This is a genomic window from Maridesulfovibrio sp., from assembly GCF_963676065.1.
Classification (GTDB): Bacteria; Desulfobacterota; Desulfovibrionia; order Desulfovibrionales; family Desulfovibrionaceae; genus Maridesulfovibrio.
Genome location: NZ_OY780933.1, coordinates 509,576 through 526,781, shown reverse-complemented (window position 1 = coordinate 526,781; position 17,206 = coordinate 509,576). Strand labels below are relative to the sequence as shown.

At 49.0% G+C, this 17,206-nt stretch carries 15 protein-coding genes; 8 read left to right on the top strand and 7 right to left on the bottom strand.

Annotated elements, in window-relative coordinates; genetic code table 11:
• The first annotated feature begins 20 nt into the window (after positions 1-20).
• The 6 genes from ACKU35_RS02270 (at position 21) to ACKU35_RS02245 (ending at position 6,622) form a co-directional block, all read left to right on the top strand.
• A complete protein-coding gene (locus ACKU35_RS02270) occupies positions 21-1,454 on the top strand; it encodes an aspartate ammonia-lyase (RefSeq protein WP_319762752.1) in 1,434 nt (477 codons plus the stop codon).
• Positions 1,435-1,701 (top strand): hypothetical protein, encoded by a 267-nt coding sequence (locus ACKU35_RS02265; protein WP_319762750.1) that lies wholly within the window; start codon positions 1,435-1,437, stop codon positions 1,699-1,701. The genes ACKU35_RS02270 and ACKU35_RS02265 overlap by 20 nt, the downstream gene beginning before the upstream one ends.
• Positions 1,664-2,023: a hypothetical protein gene (locus ACKU35_RS02260; protein ID WP_319762748.1), complete on the top strand. Its 360-nt coding sequence runs from the start codon at positions 1,664-1,666 to the stop codon at positions 2,021-2,023. Before ACKU35_RS02265 ends, ACKU35_RS02260 begins: the two co-directional genes overlap by 38 nt.
• Positions 2,023-3,042 carry a [FeFe] hydrogenase H-cluster radical SAM maturase HydE gene (gene hydE / locus ACKU35_RS02255; RefSeq protein WP_319762746.1) on the top strand — a complete coding sequence of 340 codons (1,020 nt, stop codon included), beginning with the start codon at positions 2,023-2,025 and terminating at the stop codon, positions 3,040-3,042. Before ACKU35_RS02260 ends, hydE begins: the two co-directional genes overlap by 1 nt.
• Positions 3,035-4,234 carry a [FeFe] hydrogenase H-cluster maturation GTPase HydF gene (gene hydF, locus ACKU35_RS02250; protein WP_319762744.1) on the top strand — a complete coding sequence of 400 codons (1,200 nt, stop codon included), beginning with the start codon at positions 3,035-3,037 and terminating at the stop codon, positions 4,232-4,234. The genes hydE and hydF overlap by 8 nt, the downstream gene beginning before the upstream one ends.
• An 840-nt stretch (positions 4,235-5,074) precedes the next feature.
• Positions 5,075-6,622, top strand: a complete 1,548-nt coding sequence (locus ACKU35_RS02245; protein ID WP_319762742.1) for a hypothetical protein — start codon at positions 5,075-5,077, stop codon at positions 6,620-6,622.
• Between the two features lie 377 nt (positions 6,623-6,999).
• Here the strand turns inward: ACKU35_RS02245 and ACKU35_RS02240 are convergent, their stop codons facing one another.
• Both ACKU35_RS02240 and ACKU35_RS02235 read right to left on the bottom strand, forming a co-directional pair.
• The gene (locus tag ACKU35_RS02240) at positions 7,000-8,304 is read right to left on the bottom strand and encodes a HAMP domain-containing sensor histidine kinase (protein WP_319762740.1); all 1,305 of its coding nucleotides are present in this window, start codon (positions 8,302-8,304) and stop codon (positions 7,000-7,002) included.
• The gene (locus tag ACKU35_RS02235; protein WP_319762739.1) at positions 8,297-8,998 is read right to left on the bottom strand and encodes a response regulator transcription factor; all 702 of its coding nucleotides are present in this window, start codon (positions 8,996-8,998) and stop codon (positions 8,297-8,299) included. Before ACKU35_RS02235 ends, ACKU35_RS02240 begins: the two co-directional genes overlap by 8 nt.
• 685 nt (positions 8,999-9,683) lie before the next feature.
• Here ACKU35_RS02235 and ccsA point away from each other — a divergent pair.
• Complete coding sequence (ccsA, locus tag ACKU35_RS02230) at positions 9,684-10,121, top strand: cytochrome c biogenesis protein CcsA (protein ID WP_319762737.1); 438 nt, start codon at positions 9,684-9,686, stop codon at positions 10,119-10,121.
• Positions 10,122-10,209: 88 nt separating this feature from the next.
• A complete protein-coding gene (locus ACKU35_RS02225) occupies positions 10,210-10,572 on the top strand; it encodes a hypothetical protein (RefSeq protein ID WP_319762735.1) in 363 nt (120 codons plus the stop codon).
• Positions 10,573-10,728: 156 nt separating this feature from the next.
• Here ACKU35_RS02225 and aguB read toward each other — a convergent pair whose 3' ends face one another.
• The 5 genes from aguB to ACKU35_RS02200 form a co-directional block, all read right to left on the bottom strand.
• A complete protein-coding gene (gene aguB, locus ACKU35_RS02220; protein ID WP_319762733.1) occupies positions 10,729-11,613 on the bottom strand; it encodes an N-carbamoylputrescine amidase in 885 nt (294 codons plus the stop codon).
• Between the two features lie 9 nt (positions 11,614-11,622).
• Entirely contained in the window at positions 11,623-12,693 is a 1,071-nt protein-coding gene (locus ACKU35_RS02215) for an agmatine deiminase family protein (protein ID WP_319762731.1), read from the bottom strand.
• Positions 12,694-12,772: 79 nt separating this feature from the next.
• Positions 12,773-14,206 (bottom strand): aminobutyraldehyde dehydrogenase, encoded by a 1,434-nt coding sequence (locus ACKU35_RS02210; RefSeq protein ID WP_319762729.1) that lies wholly within the window; start codon positions 14,204-14,206, stop codon positions 12,773-12,775.
• An 8-nt stretch (positions 14,207-14,214) separates the two neighbouring features.
• Positions 14,215-15,570 (bottom strand): putrescine aminotransferase, encoded by a 1,356-nt coding sequence (locus ACKU35_RS02205; protein WP_319762727.1) that lies wholly within the window; start codon positions 15,568-15,570, stop codon positions 14,215-14,217.
• Positions 15,571-15,629: 59 nt separating this feature from the next.
• Positions 15,630-17,183: an amidohydrolase gene (locus ACKU35_RS02200; RefSeq protein ID WP_319762725.1), complete on the bottom strand. Its 1,554-nt coding sequence runs from the start codon at positions 17,181-17,183 to the stop codon at positions 15,630-15,632.
• Positions 17,184-17,206: the final 23 nt, after the last annotated feature.

Here is a 17,206-nt window from a genome sequence, read left to right as displayed (position 1 = left end):
TTTTTTCAGGGAGAAACAGGATGGCAGCAGAGTACCGCAGTGAACAGGATGCGCTTGGAAGTGTCGATATACCCGCTGAGGCCCTTTACGGCGTGCATAGCGCACGGGCTATGGATAATTTCCCTCTTTCCGGGGTTCGCCTCAGTGAAGTCTTTATCCGTTCCTATGCCGAGGTGAAGCTGGCCTGTGCGCGGACCAACAGGGAGCTTGGGTTTCTTGCGCAGGAAACAGCAGGAGCCATCGAGACGGCCTGTCTGGAGATGATCGGCGGCAAGCATCATGATCATATTCTGGTAGACGCTTTTCAGGGGGGAGCAGGGACTTCAACAAACATGAATATGAATGAGGTCCTTGCCAACCGTGCCGGCGAATTGCTCGGCAGTCCTTACGGGTCATATGTTGTGCACCCTCTGCATCATGTAAACCAGCACCAATCCACCAATGATACCTATCCTACAGCTTTGAAAGTTGCCGTTTTGCATGAGCTTAAACGGCTTGAAATATCTGTTTCCGGGTTGCAGGACATGTTGCAACGCAAGGAACAGGAGTTTCAGGCCGTACCAAGACTGGCCCGGACCCAGCTGCAGGACGCTGTTCCCGTCACTGCGGGCATGACTTTCGGAGCATGGGCCGAACCCATGGCCCGGGATCGCTGGCGGGTTTTCAAGTGCCGGGAGCGGATCAGGCAGGTCAACCTCGGCGGAACAGCTGTGGGCACAGGTCTTGGTGCGCCTCGCGAATATATTTTTCGGGTTGTGGATGAACTGCGTCGGATTACGGGATTGAAGATATCCCGGGCTGAAAATTTGGTGGATGCCACCCAGAATACGGACTGTTTTGTCGAAGTTTCGGGCATGCTCAAGGTTTGTGCATCGAATCTGCTGAAGATAAGCGGAGACATTCGGCTGCTCGCCTCCGGCCCTGTTGGCGGCTTTGCGGAATTGCAGATTCCAGCCATGCAGGCCGGGTCTTCGATCATGCCCGGCAAGGTCAATCCGGTTATTCCGGAAGCAGTATCTCAGGCGGCACTGCGGGTCATGGCAAATGACGGCTTGATCGGACAGGCCGGGGCCTTGGGCAATCTGGAGTTAAACCAGTTCATGCCACTGCTGGCTCAAACCATTCTTGAATCGCTCAACCTGCTGATCAATGCTTATGTGCTGCTTAATGAACGTTGTCTGGCTCAAGTTGAGCCGGATGTTCAGCGTTGTTTGGAAAATCTTTCCGCCAGCGGCTCTTTCGTAACCATGCTTGTTCCTGCTGTGGGTTATGAGCGGGCGGAGGAAATTTCCCGGCTGGCCTGCCAAGAGGATCTTTCCATCGTTGAGGCCGCCTCACAGATACTTGGCATAGCTGAAAATATTATTGCAGATTTATTCACACCGGGACGGATGCGGCAACTGGGCTATACCCCTGAAACCTATGAGTCCTTTGTTGAAAAGGAAAACTCATGATTTCAGCTGGGTTGAATGGTTTGAATCTGGATATTTCGTTAAGCTCGGCGCGCCGGGAGATCCTGCTGCTTGCGCCTCCTTATGGGAATTTCAGGAAGTCCCCACAAATTTGTTCTGCTCTGAGTTGCGCACTTTCTCATCCGCAGGGAGCGTCATTGCGCGTACTTTGCCTGCCGGATCCGAATGTTTTTACGTGGGCCGGAGAATTGATGAGCCTGCTGCGTCCGGGCATGAATATGCAGGATAAGCAGCGCGAACTGGCTGAGTCGCGGGCATTCCTCAGTGAACTTGTTGCCATGTTTCCCGAGCGTGTTTCAGTTCTTGAATTGCGGGAACGTCCGAATTTTCCGGCGATCATCGTCGATGATCAGATTTTTTTCGGTCATTTTGCCCATGGCCCGGTTATGACTCCTGAAGGTTTCTGGTGCCGGGTTGAAGGCCCTGTTGAATCCCTTTTCGAGTCTGTCCGCGTTGGCACGGAACCTTCCGCAGTTGAAGAACGGGCCGCTTATCGGATTGTTTCCGAGTGCGCATACCTGCTCAGCCAAGTGAATCCGATGGATTTGTGATGATGACCGCGAAAGAAATACTCGATGCCTTGCGCGCGCCCGATCCTGAAAAATTATTTGCGCAGGCCCGTGAAGTACGTGATTCCGTGTTCGGTAATGAGGTTTATCAGCGCGGAGTGGTGGAGTTTTCCACCCACTGCCGCAAGAACTGCCATTATTGCGGACTGCGCTGCTGTAACGGGCAGCTAGAACGGTTTTCCCTTGATAAAGAGTCCATTATGGGCGCGGCAAAGTCGGCCATTGATGCCGGGTTGGGAACTGTGGTGTTTCAATCCGGTGAGGATAAAGCCATGGACCCGCGTTTCATTGGAAATATAATTCAATCCATCAAAACGTATGCCGATGTTTCGGTAACCCTTTGTCTTGGTGATCATGGCAGGGATAGTTATAAATTCTGGCGGGATTGCGGCGCGGATCGGTATCTTCTAAAAATGGAAACCTTTGACAAAAGATTACACGCCATGCTTCGACCGGGGCAGAGTGTTTCCAAACGTCTGGATCATTTAGAAATGCTTTGCAGTCTGGGATATGAAACAGGGTCCGGGCTTATCACCGGGCTTCCCGGAATGACTTCTGAAATACTGGCCGAGGATCTGTCGCGTCTGAGCGGACTTCCCTTGGACATGATTGCTGTCGGGCCGTTTATTCCACATCCTGATACGCCGCTTGGTCGTTTTTGGGCAGGCAGTTTAGATGAATCCCTGCGGGCAACCGCACTGCTGCGCATTATGAATCCGGTGGCGAATATCCCGGCCACCAGCGCCCTTGATATGTTGGTTTCAAACGGACGCGAGCAGGGACTTGAGGTAGGGGCCAATGTGGTCATGCCTTCAGTCACCCCGGAATCCGTCCGGGCAGGTTATAGCATTTATCCCGGAAAAAATTCATCCGTTAAATCCGTTTTGAAGAATGTCGCTCATTTACAACAGCGGCTGAGGATTGCGGGCTATCATCCCTCTTCAGCCCGAGGTCGGTCTCCAATGCGTACTTTTAAAAATAAGGAATTGTTAAATGAATGACAAAGCCCCTAAAGGCGTGCGTATGGTTATTACCCTGGTCGGTAGGCGTAACGCCGGGAAATCTTCGCTGATCAACGCACTTTCCGGTCAGGATACAGCCATTGTATCCGATTATCCGGGTACAACCACTGATCCGGTGGCAAAGCATTATGAGTTGCTATCTTTGGGACCGGTGACCTTTTACGATACCGCCGGACTTGACGATGAAGGCGAGCTCGGTGAACTGCGCACCAGGGCTACACACAAGGTGTTGTTCCGGACTGATCTTGCTTTACTTGTTGTCGGTGAGCAGGGTGTGGGCAAGGCTGAAGAGGATATTTTGCATATTGCCCGGAAAATGAACATTCCCGTACTGGTCGTCTTCAATAAGGCTGATATTGCCGGGCCCTCCCCGGAAGATTTTGCTTTTTGTGCGGAGCATTCCATTAATAGCCAGATTGTCTGCGCCCGTTCCGCCAAGGGCATTGATGATCTCAAAAAAGCCGTAATCAATATGGCTCCCCGTGAATTCATTGAAGAACCGGTTCTTGTGAGCGATTTGATAGAGGAGGGGGATGTTGTGCTCTGCGTTGTGCCTATTGATCTGGCCGCCCCGAAAGGTCGGCTGATCCTCCCGCAGGTTCAGGTTCTGCGCGATATTCTGGACAGTGACGCCATGGGAATGGTGGTCAAGGAGCGCGAGCTTGAAGAGGCTTTGGACAGGCTGAGCACGCCTCCAGCATTGGTCGTAACTGATTCTCAGGTGGTGCTCAAGGTGGCAGGCGATGTTCCGGAGGAAGTTCCGTTGACCACTTTTTCGACTCTTTTTGCACGCTTCAAGGGAGATTTGCGGATGCTGGTTCAGGGAGCTGAAGCTATTGATTCCCTGCAGGATGGTGACAGGGTGCTCTTGTGTGAGGCATGCTCGCACCACGATGTGGCTGACGATATAGGACGGGTAAAAATACCGCGCTGGATCACGCAGTACACTGGCAGGGAGCTGGAGTTTGTTATGTACTCCGGCCATGACTTCCCTGATGATCTGGAAGGCTTTGCTCTGGCAGTACATTGCGGCGGATGCATGACCAGTCGTACAGAAATGCTGCGCCGCATTAGAGAATGTTCCCGCAGGGAGGTGCCGATCACCAATTACGGCGTTGCCATTTCCAAGGTGCAGGGAGTGTTGGACAGGATCGTCAGGAAGCTTTGTTAGCCGGGCAGAATTGTCGGAGTTTTCAAGACAGGAATTTTAACTGATTTTTTGTGACAGGGACTTGAAGAAGACAATGTTTCCCTGTCCGCAAAGTGTACGCAAATTTGCGTACACTTTGCGGTATTTTTAGGTAGTTTTCGGCAGTTTTGGAAATGGGATGAAATGGTGGTAGAGCTTATGAATCAAGGGATAACGGGCATTCCCGGCTGAGAAATTAATCTCCCGCCAGACAATTCGTAACCAGCAGGCCGTCGGTTCAATTCCGATCGTTGGATCCAGTTAAATCAAGGGCTTACATCTTATGAATGTAAGCCCTTTTTCTATTTATGCAGATTTAGTTGCGGTGGTTGGGAACCCTCATTCGACAATTCGACCGGGGATGTTGAGCCGGATGCTTGTCGTTGGTTCACAGATTGGCCCAGAGCTACCAACCCGAAGTTGGAAGCAAAAGCCAAGAAAGAGCTGCGCAGGTGTCTTGAACAGGAACGAGAGCTTGCAGATCAGGACATTCAGTACTTGTTTAAGCTGCTGAGCAAACATTATCGTAGTTGGGATTAAGAGCTGGTGAGGGCGCGAATGTTCAGTTTTGCCAGTTTGGAAAGTATACACCGTGCTATTGCTTGAGTGTGAGATTGGGATACCGCTTTTAGATTCGCTGCGCTCCAGCCTCCGGTCCCTTTGGGGGCCTATATTGGACTTGCTCATGTTTTGGGAGGTGGATTTGAATGTTATATCTTAAACGTGTGAGTGTGATTTGTTGAATTAATGTATGACATGCAGTATGGAGTACGAGAAAGTGTTAAATAATCTTTTAATATGTCTATGCTGTGGAGAATTTTGATGACTACTTTAGGTGAATATGCATACGCGAATTACTCAATTGTCAACTTTGTTGATGCACATGATGATGGTTTAGAAAGTACTCATTTGCATGAGATTGTTCATCTTATCCTTACTCAGTCAACTGGATATGGCTTTTTCTCAACAGTTATTGACCGAGTAGTGAAATTTGATCCAGAATACGAATATTTAAATAAGCTTTTGTTTAAACACATGCTCGGCCTTCAGGAAGGTATAAGTACTTTTTTTGAGCTTATTCGTTTTGTTGAAAGGGAATCACTCGAAAAGGCTCCAAAATTTATAAGCAGGCTTAAGCTTACAAGAAAAAAATACTATAACTATATGTACCCACATCTTTTAAGGTTGCTCAAGTTTACTGACATGCCTAAAGATGGCGAAGCTAATTTTTCACCTAAGGATTTGCTTGACATCGTTTATCGACTAGCATTCGTCGCAATGAGTTGTGATTTAACGGCTATCCCAATGGAAAAAATGTGCAGCAAAAAAAATTTAAAAAAATATATTCAGCAAGAACATCCGACAAGATACCTCCCAAATAGACGATTTCGAGTATTGTTAAGTGAGCTTAACAAAGTCCTTTCATCCATAGATGATCAAGTGTACAATAAAAGAGCTATATTAAAAGAGTCCTTGCGGCCTATTGAAAATAGAGATTTTTATCTTAAGTTTTTTTTGGGTGACGAGAATAGAGAACAGTACTTTCGTACACGTGCAGACAATACAAAAACATATATTAAAAATCTTTTTTCTGAATCGCGGCTAAGTGAAATTATTTATACAACGATTGATACGTTTAATACAAAAGCTGTTGACATAGAGCGCATACACCATCATGTGGTACCAAGTAGTTACAGAGAGGTATATAATGGAGAGAAAACTGATGATGAAACTATTTTGAAGTATGCTCAAGATGGACGTGATTTAGGTATATTTTTTATCGCTATGGATAGCTCTTTCAAGGAAAATATTAACAATGCAAGAGCATACATACCTAAAAAATTTTTTGAAGAAGTGGGAGGAGCTTATCCAGATCATTTGTTTTTATTATATATGAGTTGTTGCCAACAAAAAAAATTTCCATCAATGTTTCCTAAGAGTAAATTGGATTTAATGTTTGCTAAGAACATAAAGCCAATAGTGGGTAATTATAAATTAAAAACACTTATTGATGAGTTCGCGCAGTCTCCTCTTGAAAAAATTTATGTTTATTGTGACCGGCCATATAGTTCTGCGCCTGAAACCATTAAAGAATATGCAACGACCACAAAAAAAGCTAGATTAGTTGAATATGGTGATATGTGTATACTTGTCATCCGTATTAGCGATAAAGTGGACTTCTTTTTGCCTATTATTTCGAGTCTGCGAACAGATGTTGTGAGCGATATTATCAGTGGCTTTTTAAATTTGACTCTTGATTTTGATCTTGAAATTTGGCTCCATGACTATGACCCAATAGTAAATAGTCTGTTCGGGTTGCCATGTAAGTTGCTTGAAAAAGATAAAAATAATCAAGGAAGCGGTGAGTAGATATTTATGTTCTGTGGGTAAGTATTGATTTTAAAGTCTCCTCCCACACCCCCATAACCTCCAACTTCTCAGCCAGATGTGAAGACTTGTCATAGTGCTTTTCGCCAACTTCCTGCTTGCCGTGGTTGAAATGGATGTTGAGCAGGTAGCTTGGTACTTGCTGGTAGGCGAGCATGGTTCTGACTGTGCGGCGCAGATCGTGCGGGGACCAATTGTAAACCTCTCCAAGTTAGTGCCATCCATACGTAGAGTTTTCTTGGGGTGAATATGTTTGGACATACTCGACTGGAGTCATGGCTCCGAGCGATGCATGGGGTCGCTCTTCTTTGTATTACCGCACTAGAGTCATCCTCAGTAGAAAATCTGAAGTAAGTAAATCACGATTGAAAGGTTATCCGAAACGTCGTGCCCGCGCCCAAGGTACTTACCACATCAATATGCGCCTTATGAGCTTTTATGATTGTTTGGCAAAGATAAAGACCCAGACCATAGCCACCAGTGTCACGGGTTCGGGATTCATCTACTCTGTAGAAAGGATCAAAAAGGTGACTGATCGATTCTTCCGGGATGCCTATGCCGTGGTCTGTAATGATAATGCTGACCTCATAGTTTCGCACTTGTAGCGAGACTTCTACAGGAGGACCGTCCGGGGCGGAATACTTGATTGCGTTATCCATCAACATGTTCAAGGCCATTGTCATCTTTTGGGGATCGATCATTGCCATAACTGGCTCTTGAGGGATGGCTAATATAATTCCGGGGGGCTGGGCTTGATAACTACTCGCAACGTTGGCAACGAGTTGAGCCATATCCACCGATTGTGGCTGGATACCATCTGCTCCGTGGTGCATTTTCGCAGTTTCCAGCAGCGAGGTGATCATGGTTTCCATTTGCCCCACATCCTGTTTGATAGCCGAGGTGTCGATCTCTGTGTCCAGCATTTCAAGTCTTAACTTGAGGCGGGTGAGCGGAGTTCGCAATTCATGGCTGACTCCAAGCACCAAATCCCGTTGTCCTGTCACAAGGCTTTCCAGTCGAATTGTCATTTGGTTAAAGGTTTCGCAAAGCTCTCTGAGTTGGCCGGAACCTCTCATCTGCACACGTGTATCAAACTTGCCATCCCGGACAGACTCAGCTCCTTCGGTCAACCACTCAATGGGACGAAGAAGGAGCCGCAGTACAAGGTAGATGACCATCATGATCAGGCAGGAGCCCACGAGGAAATAAATCCCGAATTGACGCAACGCAGACCGTTCGTCTTCTGTGGAAAACAGATCAAAAGTCAAGAGCTCACCAGAGGAGAGCGAAACACGCAGTCTATAATTCTCATGAAGATTGAGTATCTCAATTCTCTCTTGAGAGAGGCGTGGCACAAGGAATTCTTCTGGAAATTTCTCCTCCATTTCACCAACCACCCATGAATTTTTTCCCGTATAGGTTATGCGCATAGGCCGTTGGTGAGTCAGAGCTTCCGCCTTATTCCTGTCCGGCGGGGAGCCTACTTGGTCGGCAAGGTGGCGGGCATATTGCAGTAAACTCTGGTTTAACGTGCTGTCATGTTCACGTTTCTGGGTGGCGTAAAGATGCATAGTGACGACATTAATGACCACAACCCCCATGACGAGCACCAAGGCCAATTTAGTGAACAGGGATTGCCTGATTTTTCTACAAACTCTAGCCATCTTCACTTCCCTGTCCAATAAAGACGTAGCCGGTTCCCCAGATTGTTTTGATGTATTTCGGGTATTTGGGATCGTCGCCTAGCTTCTGGCGGATGCGACTCATGGTGATATCTATGGAGCGGTTGAATGATTCACTGTCCAGTCCTCGCAGCTCTTGCATAAGATCGTCCCTGCTGAATGTCTTTCCGGGGTTGCGCGCCAAAACGGCAAGGGCATTGAATTCATTGGTGGTCAGGCCAATGTCTTCCCCATTGAGCAGCGCGGCACGGCCATCGAAGTCGATACGAAGTAAGCCGAACTCTCCTTTTACGATTCCGGATGTCGTATTCTGCTGGCTGCGACGCAGGATGGATTGGATGCGGGCGACGAGTTCACGAGGTTCAAACGGCTTGGGCAAGTAGTCATCAGCACCGATTTCAAGTCCGGCCACCCGGTCCATTACGTTACCGCGAGCGGTCAGCATGATGATCGGGATCTGCGAGTCCTGCCTGACACGGCGACAGACCTCGAAGCCGTTTATTCCGGGGAGCATGACATCCAGAATGAGCAGGTCGGGAGAAAGGGATTTTAAGGCATCCAGACCTGCTTCGGGCGTTCCTTCGGAATGGACTGTATAACCGAATCCGGCAAGATACTCTTTAAGAAGTTGCTGTAAATCGGCGTCGTCCTCGATGACTAAAATGTTATTTGCCATTATATCCTCGCATGATGTGAAAATGAGCTGCCTCTTATGCCGAGTCAGCTCGTACAATAGCTTGTTAGCGGCCGCCGTGCCAGCCTCTTTTTGCGCGCAACGCTTCTACCTCGGGTGTGAATATGCTTTTGAGTATCGCAGGCAGGGGGCAAATGCCTTTCTGACCTGAAACTAATTGTATCCAATTGTATCCGTCCGCCGGAAACAACTTGTTACATCTCGTTGCAACTCAGAGAGGAATTTCGTCTCGGCTTGCGTAGTATGGTTCTAAAGCCGCTCAGGAATGCGGCAGCCACTTATAAGGAGATCGTGATGCAAAAAGAGAACATTAGACCCAAAATGTCGTGCGATACCTGCAAGCTTAGAAAGAGAGCGGAGCAGTCGCCTTCTTCGTTCCTCGGCCGTCTTTGGATTTGGCATACATCTGTCTGCCCCGGCTGGAAGAAATATGTGAAGACGATTCACGCCCATGGAGAGACCCCTCCTGCTGTTGGGCATCTTCGCGGAGTCTGGAGTAAGTAATAGGTATTTTTGTTGGCACGGCTTTTCTGACAGGTCTTTTAGGCAAGGTTGCACACAGCCTGTGGTCACGAAAAAAAGCCGTAGCAGGAAACGAAGTCAAGAATTTCGGCTCAGTGAAAAAAATAGCCGGGCATCCTAGTCGGTCAACAAAGGAGAAGTAGCAATGTCAGCACTTTTGTCTCTTCATATTATCATTTGCTCTCTGGGATATTTCCTTTTTGGAATAACTTCCGTGAGCGCTTATGCCTACCTGAAGAGCGAAAGGGCGATTAAGACCAAGGCGTACAGATTGGGTGAGGGATTTCGCTGGAGTCTCCATGATCTGGACCGTAGCCTTTTTGCCTCCCTGACCCTCGGTTTTGTCGCGATGGGCCTTGGGCTGCTTATGGGCATAGCTCTTCAGGATGCCAAGTATGGAATCGTGGATCTGACTTCGCCACGGATATTCTTTCCAGCCGCCATTTGGCTTTTCTATCTACTCATATTGTTCTTCAGGCTGACCATGGGCCTGCGCGGTAAAATCCCTTCATATCTGGCTGTCTATGGTTTTCACGCAGTGGTAATATCCTTTGTTCTGGAGCTATATCTGGCAGCGACTTGAGAAATCACTTGCATTTGCATGGTAGATATTACGCAAATCTTATCAGTATAAATTTTAGTAATTTAACCAACATCAAAAGGAGAAAACAATGGAATCAATTGATCAATCCGTTCTGGAAGCCTTTGACACCATGTGGGGGCTGTACCCCGAGCCCGTTATGCTCATCCATGCCTGCCGCGATATTCTGGCTGTAAACCAGCGGGCGGAAGAGTTAGGTATCACCACAGGCATCAAATGCCATTCCCTATACCCGAGCGATCGCGTCTGTCCCGGTTGTCTTGCCAATAAGATGCTCAAATCCGGTCAGGCCACGCGCAAAGGAGCCTTCAATGCTCAGACCGGCAGCTACATTGACGGCTACTGGATTCCGGTCAAAGGCGTGGAAAAGGTGTACGTTCATTTCGGCAACGATATTACGGAATTTGCCAAGCCGGAACTGCTGGCCGAGTAATGAATAGTTAGGGCCATGAAAGCGATCAGCAGGCCGGTAGTCCCATTCGCATCGTTTTCTCCATGAAAAAAAAAGCCTCACAATGTGTTATCACGTTGTGAGGCTTTATTTTTGGTGTGTATGAGAGGCAGAATTGTGCGTCCTGCAACCAGACTCTTATCCACAAATACTTGTTGTGCCATCCATGCTCATAACCGGACCATAGTGCTGTGGCCTGCGGTCACGGAATAGTCCCCAGCCGGATCTGAAATTACGGATTTTTGTTAGATCCATTTCAGCTATGTAAACACCTTCGGATGTGCGGTCAGCGTCCACAATCAATTCTCCGGTCGGGTCGGTGATGAATGATGATCCGTAGAAGGTCAGTTCAACATCACGGTCCTTTTCCGTTCCAATGCGGTTTGAGGTGCAGACAGGGATTAAGTTCCCGGCTGAATGTCCCTGCTGGGTGCGTCGCCAGTGGGCCATGGAATCGCAGTCGGGCATCGTCGGTTCACTACCTATTGCTGTGGGGAACATCAGGAGATCTGCGCCCATGAGAGCCATGGATCGGGCTGTCTCCGGATACCACTGATCCCAACAGATACCGACTCCCACTTTCGCATAGGCAGTATCCCAGACTTTGAATCCTGTATCACCGGGATTGAAGTAATACTTTTCCTGATAGCCGGGGCCTTGCGGGATATGGGTTTTGCGGTAGATGCCCATCATGGAACCGTCTGCGTCCATCATGGCTAGTGAATTATAATGCACCTTGTTGGCACGTTCGAAAAACGAAACGGGCAGGACCACAGAGAGTTCCTTTGCCAGATTGGAGAACCTTTTCAGTAACGGATCATCCAGAGAAGCTTCATGAGCCCATTCAAAGTAGCGGTTATCCTGCTTTTTGCAGAAATAAGGTCCCTCAAAGAGTTCCTGCAGGAGGATAATCTGCGCTCCCTGCTTAGCCGCTTCACGTACAAGCTCTTCAGCTTTGTCGATATTCTCGGATAACTTCTCGGAACATGCCATCTGGGTTACGGCCAGTGCTGTCTTGCTCATATTTTACTCCTAGAAAACAGGGAGAGGGGTTCCCTTTGGCTGTTGCTGGGTAATGCAGTGAATACCCCCGCCTCCGGCAAAAAGGTCCAGACTGGGAATCTGTATTATTTCCCTGTCTGGAAATACGTCACTCATGCGTTTATAGGCTACTTCATCCATTGGATCATCAAAGGAGGACATGATGATCGCGCCGTTGCATATGTAAAAGTTGATGTAGCTGAGATCCATGCGCCAATCGTCAATGTATTTTGGTGCCGGTTCAGGCATACGGATGATTTCCAAAGAACGTCCTTTGGCATCCGTAGTAGCCTCAAGTCTTTTAATGGCATCTTGAGTAACAGCATAGTTGCCGTTGTCTGGATCAGTGCAGTCATGAACCAGAACAGTTCCCGGGCGTGCAAAACAGGACAGGATATCAACATGTCCGTTGGTTTCGTCATCTTCAAGCCCGTTGCCGAGCCAGATGGTTTTTGGGGTCCCGAGGTAGGCGGCGAAAAGGTCTTCAAAGTCGGATTTTGAAAATCCGGCATTGCGGCGCAGGTCAAGCTGTACCTGTTCAGTGGTCATGACTGTGCCTTCGCCATCAGTATGGATGCCTCCCCCTTCAATAATAAAGGGAGCGGCATAGCGGCACATCTGTAAGTGTTCCAGAACGTTGAGGGCCATGGCCTCATCGTATCCTCCTTCGAACCTTTCAATGTGTCCCCAGTCGTTGAAGATCCAGTCCACTCCGGCTACTCCGCCTTTACCGTCAACCAGGAAGGTGGGAGCTGAGTCGCGGGACCATGAGTCTCTGGTGTCCATGGGGACTATTGTTACCGCGTCACCGCAATGTGATTTTGCGTCTTCAATCAGTTCAGGGTGAACCATCATATATACTTTTTCGAAGCGGCTAATTGCTTTAGCTACTTCGGCGTATACCTTCCGGGGTTTTCCCATCCCGAAAGGCCATGCCGAAGGTTTGCACGGCCAGATCATCCAGGTTGCTTCGTGCTCTTCCCATTCCGCCGGCATATACAGACCGTCGCAAGACGGAGCGCGGACGGGAATGCGAATCGGTGTAACAGGTTTATTAGCCATTTTATCTCTCTTCCTCGAAAGGGCAGCTTGAGCCGGAGTTTAATCCGGCACTTTATTACTTAATTTCTCAGCATCTACTTTAACAGGCGTTATTGATCATAACGTGTTTGGTGACCAGATAATCTCCCACAGCTTCAGCTGAAAGATCCTTGCCGAAGCCTGATTGCTTGAAGCCGCCATGGGGAGTCTCGGCTGCCAGCGGAAGATGATCGTTTACCCAGACTGTGCCGAATTCCAGTGCACGGCTGACGCGCATGGAACGGGCCACATCCCTCGTGAAGACAGATGAAGCCAGCCCGTAAACAACATCGTTACCCATGCTTACCGCTTCCTGCTCGTCTTCAAAACTCTGGATGGTGATGACCGGGCCGAACACCTCTTTCTGCACAATTTCAGAGTCCTGTTTCACGTCAGCGATGACGGTGGGTTCGAAGAAATAGCCGGGACGGTCAATCGTTTTTCCGCCGCAAAGAATAGTTGCGCCATCCTTTTCGGCACGCTCAACAAAACCGGAAATCATGCCTAAATGTCTGGCGGATATGATGGAGCCCATCTCAGTTGATTTATCAAAAGGATCGCCTACTTTTACTTTTTGCATAGCCTCAACCATTGCTTCACGAACTTCCGGCTCGATGGATTTATGGCAGACTATGCGGGTGGCTGCAGTGCAGTCCTGACCGGAGTTGCAGTATGCGGCAAGGGACAGTTTTTCAGCCACAAGAGCGATATCTGCGTCTTCAAAGACCAGACTTGGGGCCTTGCCGCCCAGCTCAAGATGAACCCTTTTTACTGTTTCAGAGGCGCTTTTCATTATTGCCTTTCCGGTGCTGGTGGCTCCGGTCAGGCTGACAAGTCTGATATCCGGGTGAGAGGAAAGCACAGGTCCGGCACTGCCGGGTACCACATTTAAAACCCCGTCGGGGATGCCTGCCTCTGCTGCAAGTTCAGCCAGCATCAGAGTTGTGCGCGGAGTGAGTTCCGCAGGTTTGACAACTGTTGTGCATCCGGCAGCCAATGCGGAGCCTATTTTCCAGACAGCCATAAGCAGCGGATAGTTCCAGGGAGTGATCTGGCCTACAACGCCTACCGGGTCCCGTCTGTAAATAGAGGTATATCCTTCTGCGAATTCTCCGGCATGGTGGCCTGCCGTGTCACGGCAGGCGGAAGCAAAGAAACGCAGGTTATCAACACAGAAAGGCAGGTCCGCCCCTAGACTTAGGAACTCGTATGGTTTGCCGGAGTCCTCTGATTCTACTCGGGCGAATTCCTCCATACGGCTTTCCAGCAGGTCTGCCATTTTCCATATAGCCAGTGACCTGTCAGCAGGAGTCAGGCCGGACCAGCATCCGTTTTCGAAGGCTGCTTTTGCCGCTGCAATGGCAGCCATGACGTCCGCGTCTTTAGCCTCTGCAACGCTGGCAATGATTTCCCCGGTGGCGGGGTTTTCCACTTCAAGGACCGAGCCGTCTGCCGACTCAGTCCATTTTCCGTTAATCCATAATTTCATATCCATAACTCCCCCTAACTTTTGGGCAATGATTTGAATACGTCTTCCATGCGGTTCAGGGCTTCATCCAAGAGGTCCATAGGGATGTTGAGTGCAGGTTCAAAGCGAATGCATTTAGCGTTGGTCAGTGTTCCGGCTGTGATAACTCCGCGGGCGAAAAGGCCGGAAGCCACTGCGTATCCGATTTCATCGTTGGTGAAGTGCATGCCCAGAAGGAGCCCTTTACCGGTTACTTTTTCAAGGATACCTGGGTGTTTATCGGAGAGTTCTCCAAGGCGTTTTTTGACATACTCACCTTTTTTGGCTGCCTGAGCAGGCAGGTCTTCTTCCTGCATTACTGTGATTGCAGCCAGTGCGGATGCGCAGGCAATGGGATTACCACCGGTGGTGGTTGTGTGCATGAACGGGTTGGGCTCCATTACTTTCCAGATTTTCGGTGTAGAGAAGAAACCGGACATGGGAACAACTCCGCCTCCGAGGGCTTTACCGAAGCACATGATATCCGGGGCGACATCCCAGTGGTCTACGCCGAAAATTTTTCCGGTACGCCCGAATCCGGTCTGGACTTCGTCGGCAATCAGGAGAACTCCGTATTTGTCACATATTTCGCGCAGGCGGGGTAAGAAATCATCTGGAGGAACAATGGCTCCAGCTTCACCCTGAAGCGGTTCAACTACAACTCCGGCAATATCATCGCCGACAGCCTGTGCCTTTTTAAGTTCTGCTTCAACGGCATCAGCATCTCCGAAAGGAACGTGACGCATACCTTCCAGCAGGGGCAGAAGCGGAGCACGGTAGTCGGACTTGCCCATCAGTGAAAGGGAGCCCAGTGTCTTGCCGTGAAACCCTTTAAGCATGGAGATGAAGCCTTTTTTGCCGGTGTAGAATTTAGCCAGTTTCATGGCTCCTTCAACTGCTTCAGTTCCGGAGTTGGCAAAGAAGCCGTACTGAATATCTCCGGGGGTAAGTTTGGCGATAACACGGGCGAGTTTCGCACGCAGGGGGTCGAGCATTTCCTGTGAGTACTGGGGGGAGCGGTCAAGCTGTGCTTTTACTGCTTCTACAATTTTTGGGTGGCGGATACCGTAAGAATAAAGACCGAAACCACCAAGTATATCAATATATTCACGGTCGAGGGCATCAATCATGATGGAACCCTGTCCGGTCCATTCTGTTACTGCAAATGATCCGGCTTCAGTGACGGATTTACGGTATTCAAGAAAACCCTTGTTGATATGATCGCGGAAGTTTTCAACAGTCTCTGTTGCAATTGCCTTGCGTTCTTCAATAGAAACCGCGCCGAAAGGTTTTTTGATGATGTCTACAAAGTCAGCCGCTTCCTTGAATGCTCCATTAATGTCACGTGTCATAATAATTTCTCCGTATGTGTTACTGTGATTGATGAATCGTCTGTCAGTCTTTGAGTCTGTTAATTTGCGGGGCCGTCCCGGACATCTTCAACGGGCTTACCTTCAACAATGGTTTTGATGATTTTGATATCCCTTATTTTTTCAGGAGAAGTCGTTAGCGGGTCTTTGGCAAGAACTACCAGATCGGCGTATTTGCCTTGCTCGATCGATCCGCGTTCCTTTTCTTCAAAAGCACTGAATGCCGCATCAATGGTGAACATGCGGATTGCTTCCAGTGCAGAAATTCTTTCTTCTTTATTGGGATGCAGCATTGCGGCCTGTATCCCTGTCAATGGGGAATAGGGTGTTACCGGGCAGTCTGAACCTCCGCAAAGAACGATTCCTTTATCCAGCATGGTTCTGTAAGGGTGGAGCCAGCGTAATCTGGCCTTGCCGAACATCTTTTCATACTCGTCCATATCAACGAGGTGGGGAATGAATCCGGGCTGCATGGAGCCAATGATCTCTGCTTCGGCCATCCTGTCCAGCTGATCTGCCGCTGGAATTTCGCAATGCTCGATGCGGTGACGGTGATCGCTGCGCGGATAGGCAGCAAGGGCTTTTTCCATGGCAGATAAAACCTGTTCGATAGCTGCATCAGTCTCGCAATGGATGGTGATCTGTAACCCTGCCTTGTGGGCATCCATGATGAAGTCATCCATTTGTTGTTGAGAAAAGTTTAGAGTCCCGCAGTTTTCCGGCTGATCGCAATACGGCTCAAACAGTGCAGCCGTGTATGCGTCTATCGCTCCGTCAGCGCAGATGCAGCCGCCGATACGGGGAAGCCCGAGTTCCTTGGTCTCTTCAATGTCCATAACCTGATTCCAGAGTATGAGATTGAGAGGAAACTGTTCTTTGTGCTTCTGGATCAGTCCGGTATCGCCGGGACCGTATTCGCCGCCTTCAAGGCAGTGAATGGAGGTTATTCCCTCTTTCGCTGCAGCCAGACATGCTTTTGTGAACCTTTTTAGTTTAATTGAATCCGGGGTCAGTACAGACATAGCTGGGAATACATGGGTCACTGCGCCGGGATCGCGGACTATCCCTGTCGGGATGCCGTTATTGTCAATGTCCATTCCCGGCAGGTCTTCCGGAAGATTCAGAAGTTGCAGTGCTCTGGAATTCAGGGAGCACAGGTGCCATGTACAATGAACGATCATTACGGGATGATCCGGGCAGAGTTCATCCAGTTCGGTTCTCAGCGGCATGGAAGGAACTTTGAGGGTTACGTCATTAAATGCATAGCCGAGAATCCATTCCCCCGGTGTTTTGTCTGTGGCATCCTTCTGGATGAGTTCGGAGACTTCCTTGAGGCTCTCGGCTTTAAATAAATCAAGCCCTCCGAGAACCTGTCCGGTCAATCCCAGATGCTGGTGGGCATCAATAAAACCCGGCAGCACAGTAGCGCCTTGCATATCAAGAGCCGGCCAGCCGTCTTTAATGAATGAGGCAACATCTTCAGCACTCCCGACTTCAGCGATTCGACCGTTTTCCACTGCCAGAGCAGTGAAGCGGGTGTCTGCTTCGTCTATTGCGATGCCGTTTATATTTGTAATTACGTAGTTGTCGTACATAGCTTTTAGATAGCCGGGGCTTT

Bases quoted from the DNA above. Each gene is read 5' to 3' on its own strand.
- ACKU35_RS02200 (WP_319762725.1), bottom strand. From the start codon at position 17,183: ATGTACGACAACTACGTAATTACAAATATAAACGGCATCGCAATAGAC.
- aguB (WP_319762733.1), bottom strand. From the start codon at position 11,613: ATGAGCAAGACAGCACTGGCCGTAACCCAGATGGCATGTTCCGAGAAG.
- ACKU35_RS02235 (WP_319762739.1), bottom strand. From the start codon at position 8,998: ATGGCAAATAACATTTTAGTCATCGAGGACGACGCCGATTTACAGCAA.
- ACKU35_RS02240 (WP_319762740.1), bottom strand. From the start codon at position 8,304: ATGGCTAGAGTTTGTAGAAAAATCAGGCAATCCCTGTTCACTAAATTG.
- ACKU35_RS02210 (WP_319762729.1), bottom strand. From the start codon at position 14,206: ATGGATATGAAATTATGGATTAACGGAAAATGGACTGAGTCGGCAGAC.
- ccsA (WP_319762737.1), top strand. From the start codon at position 9,684: ATGTCAGCACTTTTGTCTCTTCATATTATCATTTGCTCTCTGGGATAT.
- ACKU35_RS02270 (WP_319762752.1), top strand. From the start codon at position 21: ATGGCAGCAGAGTACCGCAGTGAACAGGATGCGCTTGGAAGTGTCGAT.
- ACKU35_RS02225 (WP_319762735.1), top strand. From the start codon at position 10,210: ATGGAATCAATTGATCAATCCGTTCTGGAAGCCTTTGACACCATGTGG.
- ACKU35_RS02260 (WP_319762748.1), top strand. From the start codon at position 1,664: ATGAGCCTGCTGCGTCCGGGCATGAATATGCAGGATAAGCAGCGCGAA.
- ACKU35_RS02245 (WP_319762742.1), top strand. From the start codon at position 5,075: ATGACTACTTTAGGTGAATATGCATACGCGAATTACTCAATTGTCAAC.
- hydE (WP_319762746.1), top strand. From the start codon at position 2,023: ATGATGACCGCGAAAGAAATACTCGATGCCTTGCGCGCGCCCGATCCT.
- ACKU35_RS02205 (WP_319762727.1), bottom strand. From the start codon at position 15,570: ATGACACGTGACATTAATGGAGCATTCAAGGAAGCGGCTGACTTTGTA.
- hydF (WP_319762744.1), top strand. From the start codon at position 3,035: ATGAATGACAAAGCCCCTAAAGGCGTGCGTATGGTTATTACCCTGGTC.
- ACKU35_RS02215 (WP_319762731.1), bottom strand. From the start codon at position 12,693: ATGGCTAATAAACCTGTTACACCGATTCGCATTCCCGTCCGCGCTCCG.